We start from the raw sequence: 13,312 nt of genomic DNA, 5'->3' as shown, positions 1-13,312 counted from the left end.
TATTGTTACAGCGTTGGCCAATGCAATACGAAAAAGGGTTTAACTTTAAATTTCGGCAATTCGTGTTGATAGAAATAGGGTAGATAAACTTCAAACATAACCATTCCGGAGTAAAATGTATAAAAATACTACAATTTCTGAAAAAGCTCCAGCGCCTTATCACGTAATAATTCCGCAGCGCCGGCGGCAAACGGAGAATTCATGGCCTCATAGGTGACGCGGCGATAAGCAGCTTCATCGGCCATATATTTTACCGAACCGTTAACTAATGTGAAAACAATTGTGTAAGGAAACAACGAGCGTTCTTTGATCTCTAGGAAAGTACGGCAGCAAAGCTCAGGCTGCACTCCCAGCAATACGACATTTCCAAGCTTCATTACCTCCAGGAAAATCTCGCATTCACCGGCCGGAATGTATTCATACTGCGTTGCCGGGCGGATATCACGGATACTTTGCGGCATTTTCTGTCCCGGGCATTTAAACACCCACTTTTGCAAGCGCAATACATCCTCAGGAATTGAACACTCTATTTTTTGAGCGGTTAGCACAACCGCAGCGCCAAGGCGCTTCCCTTGTAAAACTGCGAGTAAAAATCCCTGCTCATGAATATCCTGCTCACGAAGACAGCCCGTTTTATCGGGTTCCATATATCTCGCCTTATAAGCGGGAGCCTGATCTCCAGCGGCACCCACACAAAAAAGCGCTGTAACACTGCTGTCATATTCCTGCTCTACATAGCGGCAGGCTACACCTGCCAGATCCGCGGAAACCAAGCGGCCTCCATCGGCCATGATTGACCCATCCATAACCGAAGACTGTACGCCATAACTGAAAAGAAAAGCAATCGGCCTGCCATCCGCTTTTTCGAAACGAAGAACAGTTACGGATTTATCCGAAAGACCGCTCTCATTGTTCCCCAACCACCAGCCTTGAGCAGTGGGAATATCCCGGTTAACATTGACCGAGCAATGGCCGGTGCCAATACCAAAGCGAGCGTCGGTTAAGCCAGAAGCCGCCTGAAAGGCCGCTTCACGCAACGCTTCCCTGATTGCCTGCCGCAGCAGAACATTCTTACGGCGGTCGGTTTCCGTCTTAAGCGAATGCTCATGACGAATATGAGGCGCTGAAAAAGTATGGGTAGCACAAATCCAAACATTTTCCGGCGGTAAGCCCGCCTCAACACCTACCAGTTTTTGCAGAAAACCGATTTCTTCTGTCGGCAACGAGGTCAGTTCCAGCGACACAATGGCTGCTTTAGCTTCCTTATGCAGCAGCAATACCCGGGTACAAAGCTCGTCGTGTATACCATTGAATCCCTCTACGGGAAAAAGCTCCGCGGGCAGCCTGATAACGGCCCGTCCTGCGCCGGCACGAAAGGTATGCATTCCCATATTAAGTGTTCTCCTTCCCGGTGTTACTTGTCTAATTTATAAATATCCTTGGCATTTTCACCAAGTATGAGATCCTTTTCCTTCTCACTAATAGCTAAATTTTTTATAAAATCCGGGCCGGTTAACATCCATTGCCGTCTTACAGGGTAGGATGTACCAAATATAACATGATCTGCCCCCAGTATTTTTATCGCGCATTCCAGTTGCAAATCACCCCATGGTTCTGCATGAGACATTTCAAAAAAAATATTGTTCTTTAAATATCCCCTCATCTTTTCTGTATCAACCTTAAATCTGTCAACTTCTTCGTTTTTCTTTGCCTTTTGGGGAAACATAAGATTCATAAATGAAAAAAAGGCTCCCCCAAGCATAGAATGTATAAATTTAATATGGGGAAATTCCTCAAACATCCCGCTGAAAATTTCGCGCCCCACAGCAATAGCCTGGTCTGCACACCGACCATAGGACCGGCGTAAATTGTTGTAATCATATACAAAATTATGCTGCACGGGTACAGGTGTATGATGTATATAAGCTGGTAATTCTAATTCGTTCAATTTCTTAAAAAAAGGTTTAAATGCCTCATTGTCAAGATATTGGTCACCGTAATGAGCAGAAAGCTGCACCCCAGTCATTCCAAGTTCATATACGCATCTTTCCAGTTCGTAAATGCATTCTTGCGTGCCCCATGGAGGCACAACCGCAAGAGCGTTAAATCTACCCTTGCCCAGCCTCACGTGCTCAGCCATGCCGTCATTAAATTTCTTACACAGTTCCAAACTCATCCATTCCTGACAGCCAGGGATTTTTAAAACAGCCTTATCTATCCCAGCTTCATCCATATCCTGCAGTTGTGTTTCCATTTCATACTGATTTTCAACATAATTCAGATTCTGATAGCCTTTTGGTTTTTCAATAACAATTTGTCTCTTGCCTGTTTCCGATATGTTCTGTTCGTATGCATAAACTCCATACTCACAAGAAGTACGAATGAATTTTTCTAGCAAAGAACGGTCAGTAAACAAATTCTTAGGCATCCAATACATATTTGCATCAATAATCATTTCAATCCTCCAAAAGTAAATTCTTAACATTTCTTTTAATACAAATTGTATTTTATTAATGATTGACAATCAATTCCAATTCCAATATAATTTATTCCGTATCGGAATAAATTATATTGAATGGAGGCTTTTATGGAGATTGACTATATTAAAGAATTTGTTGTCCTTGCAGAAAAAGGTAATTTTTTGGAAGCTGCCGACTGTCTTTTTATATCTCAATCCTCACTTTCCAAACATATTAAGGCTATTGAAAAAGAACTTGCCGCTCCTTTATTTAACCGTACCACAAGAAAGGTAGCCCTTAGTGAATTCGGACAACTGTTTCTACCCTACGCTAAACAAATTGTTTCTATTCAAAACGAATATGCAGCCGCTTTTTTCAACAAACTTGAAAATACCAGGAAAACGCTTACCATAGGATCCATACCCTCCATGGCACAATATAATATCACCGATGTGCTGGCAAGATTTAAGAAAAGCTATCCCACCTGCACGCTAAATGTAATTCAAAGCGGATCAACTAAATTAGAAAATATGCTTCGCCAAAGTAAATATGAACTTGCATTTGTTCGCCAAGTGAACGATATTGCTGATGAATTTGTTAAAATTCCTTATACGGTTGATATACTCGCCGCAATTTTTCCTGCCAAGCATCCTTTGGCAAAATGTAAAACAGTATCACTGGAGCAATTAAAAGAGGAAGATTTTCTGCTATTGCCCGAACGGACAAGGCCGTATAATCTTTGCCATAATGCCTGCGAACAGCATGGCTTCCAACCCAGGGTAGCTTTCACTGATCACAATTTAGGAAATCTAATTGATCTGGTTGTCAGAGAAATGGGAGTGGCTTTACTTATGAAAAAGCTGGCCATTTATTTCTCCAATCCTAATATTGCAATTGTAGACATCGCGCCAAATATTTCTACGCAAATAAGTCTTTGCTACAAGAAAAATGCAGAATTGTCGGATGCGGCAAAGCATTTTTTAACTTGTGTCAGACCAGTATAACCATTTATCTATTTTTCTTCCGGTAACAAAAGGGGTTGCCTCAAAATAGGTTTTTCAACCTGTTTGAGACAACCCTTTTTCTATTTGCTAATCAAAAAGTTTGCCTTCCGCATCGCCATTCCTGAATTGCCCAGCCTTAAATAATAATTGCCACATCAAACTGTTATTGGAAATTTTGTAACAAAATTGTAACATCATTATTTTATAATTAGTAATTGGAAAAATAAGGGTAAAATCAAGTATGGATTCTTGCCTAAAAACTTATTATAGGGAGGCTAAAAAATGAAAATTCAAAAATGGTTTACCTCTATTCTGGTATTAACTTTCCTCACCATGCCGTTGGCTAGCGTATCCGCAAGCTCCGGTACAACCGATGAATACAGCCTGGTGTTCGATACCGCTAAATACACTATGAAAACTTTAACATTAAACGGCAAAAGCATTACCTACCGTGCCTATGAAAATATCGTCTATGTGAAGTATCCTGTAGACACCAATTATGAGATCATGAACATCTATGTCCCTGAGGAATATTATGAAGACAAGTCCATCGGCAATTACAACGCGAAAACGGCTCCCATCTTTTTGCCGAACACAGTCGGTGGTTATATGCCCGGAGCCCCCGGGAGCCCTGGACAAGACCAGAATGGCAGTCCAAATGCCGCGTTGGTTGCCTTGTCAAAAGGTTATGTAGTGGCAGAACCCGGCGCGCGCGGCCGTACTACCCAGGATAAAAATAGCCTGTACACCGGCAAGGCGCCTGCCTGCATCGTGGACCTGAAGGCCGCCGTCCGCTACCTGCGCTATAACCAAAAACGCATACCCGGCGACACCGAAAAAATCATCTCCAACGGCACCAGCGCCGGCGGCGCGCTTTCCGCGCTGCTCGGCGCCAGCGGCAACAATAAGGATTATGAGCCTTATCTAAAAGCAATCGGCGCGGCCGATGCGCGTGACGACATCTTTGCCGTCTCCAGCTACTGCCCCATCACTAATCTGGATAATGCGGACATGGCCTATGAGTGGCTGTTCAACGGTATAAATGGTTACAGTAGAATGATGGCTCCGGGCCCACTGCCGCCGGACCGGCTTAGTCCTCCTGTGAACCAAGGCATGCCGGCGGCTCCGCCTAAATTGCCGGAAGTCAAAGGTACAATGACAGCGGACCAGATTAAGGTCTCTGACGAATTAAAAGCCTTGTTCCCCGCCTACCTGAATGATCTGGGGCTTAAGAAGAGCGACGGAACGGCGTTAACATTAGACGCAAACGGCGACGGCCCCTTTAAAGACTACGTCAAATCCTTCGTGGTCGCATCCGCGCAAAAAGCTCTGGATCACGGTACGGATCTGTCGGGACTGACTTGGATTACGATAAAAGACAGAATCGTAACCGACATTGACTTCGACAAATACCTCAACTACGCCACCAGAATGAAATCCGCTCCCGCCTTTGATGCTTTAGACTTAAGCAACCCCGAGAACAGTCTGTTCGGTACTGCGACCGTCAACGCCCAGCATTTTACCCAATTTAGCAAGGACCATAGCACGGTGGGCGGCTCCCTTGCCGCCGCATCCATCGTGAAGCTACTGAATCCTATGAATTACATCGGCACAAAAGGAACCACCACCGCTCAGCACTGGCGAATCCGCCACGGCGCTGTTGACAAAGACACCGCTCTCGCCATTCCCGTCATCCTGGCTACTAAGCTGGAAAACAAGGGCTTCGATGTTGACTTTGCGGTGCCCTGGGGACAAGGACACGGTGGAGATTATGACCTGAATGAACTTTTTGTCTGGATTGACAAGGTCTGCGCTCCTCACCAAGAGACCAAACCCGTTCAGTGAACTAGCCGCCAAAGTCAGTCCTCACGAAACGGAATGGAATGGATAAAAGACCGCAGGGGTCAAATTTGACTCTTGCGGCCTTTTTTAGGAGGGTACAAAACGACTTAAATCAACTCTCTGCTTTTCTACGGAAAAACAGGGACAAAGCGAGACCAATCAGTGCTAAAACAGCAACCAATGTATATGAAAAATTTATTCCGCTGTTTAGTGATTCCATTGCCGTGGCATTGTTTACCAGACATAGTTTCTGCTTGTATTCCATAATACCCACAAATATTGATGAACCCATCGCCGAACCAATCAACATCATCGTGTTCATAATTGCCGTACCATGTGAATAATATTCTTGCGGCAGTTGATTTAAAGTGTTCGTTTGGCTGGGAGTGAGTAAAGACGCTAACCCAATAATTACACAGCAATAAAAAACAATCGGTAAAATAATATTTGTTGAAGTTGTCATGCAGGAAATGGAGAAATTGGCAACCGCCATAATGCCAAAGCCTGCCGGAACAATTACTCTTGGTCCAAAGCGGTCATATAATTTGCCAAATACCGGTGGCAATAACGCGCCAATAATTCCTCCCGGCAGTACCGCCAGCCCTGCTTCAAAGGTGGTAAGCCCTAAAATATTTTCGGTAAACATAGGCATTAAAACAAAATTAGCAAACAGAACCATGTAAGTTATGGTAATTAGAGCAATTCCTAACGAAAACATAGGGTAAGAAAACGCACGTACATTTAGCAACGGATTTGATATTTTTAATTGGCGCAGCGTAAATGCAATAATGGAAGCAATTCCAATCAGTAAAAAAACAACTCCCCCGGCTGTATCGGTAGAAAACACATTATTTAATCCATAGATAGCACCGCCAAACCCGATTGTAGACAAAATAAGCGATGTTATATCCAATTTGATTTTAACCGTTTCCGTTATATTCTTTAAATAAAACCAGCCAATCATTATTGAAATAATCGTTAGGGGAATTAACAGAATAAATATCCATCGCCAGTTAAGTGCTTGAATTACCAATCCCCCGTAAGTTGGTCCAATAGCAGGGGCAAATAAAACGATTAATAATGCTGCTCCCATGGCGGACCCGCGTTTTTCCGGAGGATTCAGCACCATAATAGTATTCATCATAAGAGGAAGCAAGACACCGGTACCTACCGCTTGAATCAGCCTGCCGGTAAGCAATAGCCAAAAGTTGGAGGCTGAAGCAGCAAAAATAGTGCCAATTAGAAACACGGTCATAGCAGAGAGAAAGAGTTGCCGGGTAGTAATTCGCTGAATCAAAAATGCTGTAACGGGAACAAAGGTCCCCATGATAAGCATAAAGCCGGCTGTAAGCCATTGAATTGTGTTGGCTGAGACAGAAAAAACAGTCATCAAATCGGATAGGGCTACATTGATTATGGTCTCGTTGAGCAAGCCAAGAAATGTGCCTATTTTTAACGTGGTCATTATCATAGAAACATTTGTATTTTCCATAAAAACTATTCCTCCTTATTTTATGTTAGTTATTATAACTAACATAATGCTGAAAAAATTTTAAGTTTTTATCCCCTTGGCAAATAATTCAATTGCTGTTTTGAGATATTGCTCATCGGAAATACCAACCATTTCGTGTCCACATATTTTAAAAAAGAAATAGCCAAAATTAATCGCCATAAACGCCAAAGCTAACGACTCCGTATCACCTTCCCCGATTTGCTTTTTATCCTGCATCGCACCAAAATAAGTTTTCAAAAAAGACTTAAATTGTGGCGGTCCTTGACGGATAAATTGACTAACTTCCGGAATCGTTTTTTCTTCCCGTAAAGTAATTAAGAAAGCTAACTGATTGTCGGCCATAATTTTTTGGTAAGTTTCGCTAATTAATAACAAGTCCGTTTCTAAATCCCAGCAAATTTTATCTTCAAATACTTCTTTTAAAGGAGGTATGTAGGATATTTTTTTTATAACCGCTTCTAAAACTTGCTTTTTGGAAGAAAAGTGGCGAAATACTGTCATTTCACTGACATTAGCCCGACAGGCGATATTCTTCATGGTCACCGGATGAAACCCTTTTTCCTGAAATAATTCACTGGCTGCTAATATAATTCTGTCGGCAGTAACCAATGCGTCATCCGTCATGGTATCCCCCTTTTGTTAGTTATTATAACTAACAGTGTAGCATCTGCCAATCTACTAGTCAAGAAATGAATATTTGATAGCAGGAGTATATATTGGGCTATAGAAACTTAGTTACTAAATCTAATTAATAAGTATTCGTCCCGTCTTATCTTATAAGGAGGAGTAATTATGGATTCTCTACTGAATATAGCATTAGAAATGTTCAAGGTCCTTTTAGGGATACTGGCATTCATTATTTTCTCCCTGATTTCCTTGTATATCTGGGATACGGGAAATAGCGGCAAGAAGGAAAAATTAATACGGACCGGTGTAGTAGCTCTCGCAAAGGTTGATAATCTGGAACCAATGGGAGGAAATGACAGTCCCTTTTTTTATAAAGTTTGGGTCACCGCTTACCCGGAAAATTTACCCCCTGTTCAGCTTGCAATCATCCAAAACTTTTCCGCTATTTCACTTCCGCAGGAAGGTACGCAGGCAATTGTTGCCTATCATCCGGATAAAACAGGAAAACTGGATAAAAACCGTAAATTATCACATTCATCCCAGGCGATTATTTTAACTAAAGATGATACAGATATGTTAAAAGTTATTGCGGATAGCAATACACCGCAAGGCAATGAATTGAAACGGCTGCTTGCCTACTATTGGGAACATTAGCTCAAATACGCGGTGACAGTTTTCTTGTCTTACAAGGTCAGTTGCCATTCAATTCCGGGCAGGAACCGGCCGACAGTGCCGGCCTTGTTGAACAGTGGCGTATTAAGACTAAGCACTGGGGCCGTCTCCGTTGTGCCATATCCTTCAAAAATGCGAATGCCAAACTTCTCCTGCCAGATCTGCCTTACCTCTTCCTTTAGCTTTTCACCGCCGGCCAGCACAAACCGCAAACTGTAAAAATCATAATAGTTGGCGACTTTGGCGTAGCCGTGAAGAAAAGTGGGGGGCCCCAGCAGCAAGGTTATATTCCGGTCGCAAATAATTTCCGGAATGATTTTGTAGTGCAGCGGCGTCGGATAGCTGTCATAGATTTGTTATATATCTCCTGTATAATTTAGGAATATGAGGAAAATATTTCATTCAAATAGAGAGGTATTTATGAACAAAAACCATATGAAAAGAAAAATTAGTATAGTCATTACAGTGCTGCTTTGGGTTCAAATGTTTTTTTCCATGCAGGCCTTTGCTGCTTGGAACGATTGGCATTCCGGTTATGCAACCTATACCAGCTCCGGCTATTCCGGCGGGGCAGCTCTTTTGGACCCCATTGCCTCTACCATGCAAATTACCGCTTTAAATCCCACGGATTATAACAGTTTGGGCGTAAACGCAGCCTTAGCCGGCGCATACCTGGAAGTTAAAAGTCCGAAAGGAAGCACCCTTGTTTACGTGACCGATTTGTACCCCGAAGGTGCCGCCGGAGCGTTGGACCTCTGTCCTACATCCTTTGCCAAAATTGGCGACATGTCCGCAGGAAAAATCAATGTTCAGTGGCATGTGGTAAAAGCACCGGTCAAGGGAAATTTCTCCTACCGCATCAAGGAAGGCAGCAGTCAGTGGTGGGCCGCCATCCAGGTTCGAAATCACAAATATCCGGTGCTAAAAATGGAATACTACAGCAATGGAAAATGGATCAATATGGAGAAAATGCAATGGAACCATTTTGTCGGCACCAATATGGGGACAAGTCCCCTTAAAGTAAGAATCACCGATATTCGCGGCAAGGTTGTCACGGATACACTGCCGGCACTTCCGGCCAATGGCGTTTCGTCAGCCTATATTATTCCAGGCAATATACAACTGCCCGACTGAATTTTAGTCAAGTGGAGCTGTATAAAATAAAACCTATTACCCGCCCTCGGCGGGTATTTCTTTCAAAAAAACAGGTTTCTCCCAGTGGATGCAGTAACATATCTGCTTCTTTATTGTTACAGAATTGTAATAACCGGAATAATAAGGGCAACATCCAAGGCTCATCTGCCTTTGTAATTCAGACTCGGGCTGTTCCAATGTCACATAAAATCCGACTTCGGCTATTCTCTCACTACTGCAAATCAGGGCAAGGGAATTTCCCAGGCCGAACATAACATAACACCTAAAAAAACAACAGCCATAACCTTTAAACAGGTTCTAGGCTGTTGACGGTTATTTGAATTTTTTGGACGATATCCATTAGTGCGGCTGCTGCATTGAGAACGTGTAAGGTCAAACGGAAAAAGCTATATTTTAAAAATTGCCACGGCTGACTGAAGATCGGCTGCTGTATGCGCCAAGGATTGGCTTGATGAGGCAATTTCCTGCATAGAAGCGGACTGTTCTTCCATCGCCGCTGAAACGCTTTGCGCCTCGGCATCATTTTCTTTGGCAGCTTTGTCGACATTTTGTACGGAAAATACAAGCTTCTCGCTTCCTGCCACAATTTGATCAATCGATTCGATTATGCCTTGAATCTGTACGGATAGGTTTTCCACAGTATCCGCTATGGCTTTAAATGTATCACCCGCCGATTCAACAACTCCAATACCAGTCTTAACACCATTGGTACTATTACGGGTAACGACAATAGCCTGATTCATATCAGACTCATTTTTTTGAATCAAACCGGCAATTTTCTGAGTGGCCTGGTTAGACTCTTCCGCCAGCTTTCGTACTTCCTCGGCAACGACCGCAAAGCCCCGGCCCGCTTCTCCAGCCCTGGCAGCTTCGATAGCGGCATTAAGAGCTAAAAGGTTTGTCTGCCCGGCTATGGCAGAAATCAGTGTAACAATTTCTCCAATCTCGCGGGATCCCTGAGCTAAATTGCCAATCGCCTTTTGAACCGTTTCGGACCCTTCGCCAATATTTCTCATATGTTCTCTGGCCTTGTCAATAGCCTTTTGCCCCTGAAAGGTTGACTCCGATGTATCCGCAGCAATATCCGTTATCTGCTTTCCTATCGCTGCGATTTGCTCAATGTTAGCCGACATTTGCTCCACAATAGCCGCCATACTATCTATGGCATTTGTCTGCAGATCCGACCCCTCAGCGATATGAGTAATGGACCCTGCGACTTGATTCGTGACGTCAGCAGACTGTTGCGCGCTCGCAGTCAATTCTTCGCTTGAGGCTGCAACGGTTTCCGCTTTCAATTGTACTTTAGCAACCAGATGGCGCAATTTATCGGCCATTTGCGTAAAAGCTCCTGCCAATTGTCCGATTTCATCCTTTGAATTAATGTCCAATTCCCGCCGTTGCAGATCGCCATTGGCCAATATTAAGACTTCATCACGAAGTTTTATTATCGGCTGCGCAAATTTTTTACTGATGTATACCACAAATAGCCCGGCTAAGAATATGCCGGCCAAGGCCACTGTGAATAAAAATTTCGTCATTGTTCCTACTTCACGGAAAACCTCTGTTTCCGGAGCTGAAACCATTAATACCCATTGTTGGCCGCCAGGCAGTTTAATTGGCGTCAATACACTTAATGTGGATATGTTGTCGATAGAGGTATGAACGCCATGAACCTGCTTCTTGGTATCGTTTACAGATTTGAACAGTGCGATCAGACGGTCGTCCAGTTCAGCAGCTCCCAGCTTCAGGCCGGAATCGATTTTCTTTTCCCGTAAATTTAATTTTCCTACAACCTCGGGCCGGGGATAGGCCAGGACGACACCGGAAGCATCGACGATAGCGCCATATCCATCCTCTTTAAATTTGATCTGTTTGACAAGACCGTTGAGGCTTGCCAGAGAGGCAGTACCATTAAGAACGCCAATAAGTTTACCGTTCTCTACGATCGGTACCGCAATAACTATGCTTGCCTTACCGGTTCCCTTCGCAATGATGGGCTCAGAAATCACTGGCTGTTTGTCCTTAATTACCTTCTGGAAATAATCGCGGTCGGCCAGATTAATAACCGTGCCGTCATAACGGATGGTAGTTCCGTCCGGATAAACGAAGTTGACCGCGTCAAATTTTTTACCGCGGACGCGAGCTTCAGCCAGGGCCGAAATTAGCAACTGGCGTTCACTGTTTGGGCGGATAGCCTGGTTGTTGATTACGCCCTGCAAATATGTGACCATCTCATAAACGGATGCTTGCACTCGATTTGCATAATCAGTACCGATCGCCGCGGAAGTTTCATCAACACTGGCCGTAAGTGCCTGCCTGGCAAAGTAGTAGCTAAACCCGGCCAAACATCCAAGTGAAATCACCATAAGCGTCAGGACAATGGCCAAAAGACGTGTACGAATACTTTTCAAGTAGATTCCCCCAGTATCTTGTGCTCCAAAAATACCAGCAATAAAAGTAGTTCAAATTTGTAAGAACCTAATTTGAATCGGGTTGCATGGAAATCTCCAGTTTGTTTGATTCGGAACATTTAGTTTTTGGTCCGAAGAAGCCGACAGTCAATGCCCCGATAAACCAGGTAGCAGCGATAAAATAAAATACACTTCTGTAGCCATGCGTACTATAAAGATAAGCTATAATTATTGGGCCTAAAGCGTTTGACAAACGCCCCGCACCGTATGATAAACCAGTTCCAATTGACCGCACCTTTGTATCGTACAACTCGGGGGAATAGGCGTACCCTAAAGCGGTATAGCCCCGTTCAAACAAATTCACAATAAATCCAAACAGAACAATCATTATAGGATTAAATGTTAAACCATACAGCAGTCCACTTGCTCCGATTATTGCACCAAAAATAGCCAGGCACCATTTACGTTCAAACCTGTCGGTAACCATTGACGCAATATATGGACCGAGAGGAGCTCCAACCGTAGTTAAAGCAATATAGAAAATTGATTTTCCTGCACTAAATCCTTCTTTTGCCAAAAGCGCCGGAGCCCAGCTTGAATATCCAAAAAAACCTATCGTTTCTGTAACCCAAACGACAGTAAGCAAAAGAGTGGTACCTAAATATTTTCGTTGAAATAAAACTGCAATTGGTGTCTTATCTATCTTAACTTCAGGTACTGCTAAAGGAGGGACCGGAAGAGCGCCCTTTTCGCGGCGAACCTCATTCTCAATTCTACATAAAATATCATCCGCCTTATCATACTGCTCCCGACTCTCATACCAGCGAGGAGATTCAAATATGCGCCTGCTAAATAATAAATATAAAAAACCCAACAAACCCCAGATGAACACCAATCTCCATGCCCAGGGAGCTAAAGGAACTACCGCGCTTGCAATCAAATTAGTGACCGGTGTGCCACAGATGCCTATAACCATAGCATATGCCTGATACTTGCCGCGAAGTTTCGCAGGAAACATTTCGTTAACATATATTACGGCAATGACCGTCATCGCGGCCAATCCCGCCGACCCCACTATACGACAAAGTCCCAAAGTCCAAATATCCCAGGCAAAACCACTCAAAACTGAAATTATTGTAAACATCATAACCGTTATTGTTAAGGCTTTCTTGCGTCCATAAAAGTCTGCAAGCCAGCCGCCAATTGCCGAACCTACAGCCATGGCCAAAAAAGAGAAAGACGTTACATATGCTACCGTGTTTACTGAAACACCCCAAATATTCATTAATTTTGGTACTATGATGGCAAATCGATTGAGATCAGCAAATTCAAAAAAGTAAGCTATTGCTACAGCAAATAATATATTTTTATGTAAGGAAGCAATCGGTAATCGGTCCAATCGGTTAGCCGCATTAGAATGTTGCATACGAGTAATCACCCTTTCAATTATCTGCCAGAATTTTGCACAAAAATTACCATTTTTAAAATTATTCGCACATCGGCTGGCATAGGTAGACTGAATATAAACATTTCCAGCAAAAGTCATTCATGGATAAGTCGCTTATAATCGCAGTAAAAATAACCTAGGAACTATAAGTTTAGAGACCTCCTTTTATTGGGATATTGTTC

At 43.2% G+C, this 13,312-nt stretch carries 11 protein-coding genes; 4 read left to right on the top strand and 7 right to left on the bottom strand.

What is annotated here, in order from left to right; genetic code table 11:
• Nucleotides 1-128: 128 nt before the first annotated feature.
• Nucleotides 129-1,391 (bottom strand): hypothetical protein, encoded by a 1,263-nt coding sequence (locus LUCIF_RS23925; protein ID WP_122630323.1) that lies wholly within the window; start codon nucleotides 1,389-1,391, stop codon nucleotides 129-131.
• A gap of 23 nt (nucleotides 1,392-1,414) precedes the next feature.
• Complete coding sequence (locus tag LUCIF_RS23920; RefSeq protein ID WP_122630322.1) at nucleotides 1,415-2,455, bottom strand: amidohydrolase family protein; 1,041 nt, start codon at nucleotides 2,453-2,455, stop codon at nucleotides 1,415-1,417.
• Between the two features lie 132 nt (nucleotides 2,456-2,587).
• On the opposite strand from LUCIF_RS23920, the gene LUCIF_RS23915 reads away from it, so the two are divergent.
• On the top strand, nucleotides 2,588-3,463 hold the full coding sequence (locus tag LUCIF_RS23915) for a LysR family transcriptional regulator (RefSeq protein WP_207858390.1): 876 nt from the start codon (nucleotides 2,588-2,590) through the stop codon (nucleotides 3,461-3,463).
• Nucleotides 3,464-3,745: 282 nt separating this feature from the next.
• The gene (locus LUCIF_RS23910; protein ID WP_122630320.1) at nucleotides 3,746-5,308 is read left to right on the top strand and encodes a subtype B tannase; all 1,563 of its coding nucleotides are present in this window, start codon (nucleotides 3,746-3,748) and stop codon (nucleotides 5,306-5,308) included.
• 109 nt (nucleotides 5,309-5,417) lie between these two features.
• Here the strand turns inward: LUCIF_RS23910 and LUCIF_RS23905 are convergent, their stop codons facing one another.
• A complete protein-coding gene (locus LUCIF_RS23905) occupies nucleotides 5,418-6,797 on the bottom strand; it encodes an MDR family MFS transporter (RefSeq protein WP_122630319.1) in 1,380 nt (459 codons plus the stop codon).
• A gap of 60 nt (nucleotides 6,798-6,857) precedes the next feature.
• Complete coding sequence (locus LUCIF_RS23900) at nucleotides 6,858-7,442, bottom strand: TetR/AcrR family transcriptional regulator (RefSeq protein ID WP_122630318.1); 585 nt, start codon at nucleotides 7,440-7,442, stop codon at nucleotides 6,858-6,860.
• 168 nt (nucleotides 7,443-7,610) lie between these two features.
• Here LUCIF_RS23900 and LUCIF_RS23895 point away from each other — a divergent pair, with 168 nt between their 5' ends.
• Nucleotides 7,611-8,099, top strand: a complete 489-nt coding sequence (locus LUCIF_RS23895; RefSeq protein ID WP_122630317.1) for a hypothetical protein — start codon at nucleotides 7,611-7,613, stop codon at nucleotides 8,097-8,099.
• Between the two features lie 29 nt (nucleotides 8,100-8,128).
• Here the strand turns inward: LUCIF_RS23895 and LUCIF_RS23890 are convergent, their stop codons facing one another.
• Nucleotides 8,129-8,434 carry an AMP-binding protein gene (locus LUCIF_RS23890; protein ID WP_370745725.1) on the bottom strand — a complete coding sequence of 102 codons (306 nt, stop codon included), beginning with the start codon at nucleotides 8,432-8,434 and terminating at the stop codon, nucleotides 8,129-8,131.
• Nucleotides 8,435-8,552: 118 nt separating this feature from the next.
• On the opposite strand from LUCIF_RS23890, the gene LUCIF_RS23885 reads away from it, so the two are divergent.
• Nucleotides 8,553-9,251, top strand: coding sequence for an expansin EXLX1 family cellulose-binding protein (locus LUCIF_RS23885; RefSeq protein ID WP_122630409.1), 699 nt, complete (start codon nucleotides 8,553-8,555; stop codon nucleotides 9,249-9,251).
• Nucleotides 9,252-9,658: 407 nt separating this feature from the next.
• Here the strand turns inward: LUCIF_RS23885 and LUCIF_RS23875 are convergent, their stop codons facing one another.
• Entirely contained in the window at nucleotides 9,659-11,683 is a 2,025-nt protein-coding gene (locus LUCIF_RS23875) for a methyl-accepting chemotaxis protein (protein ID WP_207858389.1), read from the bottom strand.
• A 67-nt stretch (nucleotides 11,684-11,750) separates the two neighbouring features.
• Nucleotides 11,751-13,229, bottom strand: a complete 1,479-nt coding sequence (locus tag LUCIF_RS23870) for an MFS transporter (RefSeq protein WP_243638788.1) — start codon at nucleotides 13,227-13,229, stop codon at nucleotides 11,751-11,753.
• Between the last annotated feature and the right edge of the window lie 83 nt (nucleotides 13,230-13,312).

The sequence above is a fragment of the Allolucifera butyrica genome, from assembly GCF_900476375.1.
Lineage (GTDB): Bacteria > Bacillota > Negativicutes > Sporomusales > UPPP01 > Lucifera > Lucifera butyrica.
The sequence above is the reverse complement of the archived record's forward strand: the minus strand, read 5'-3'. Positions and strand labels throughout refer to the sequence as shown.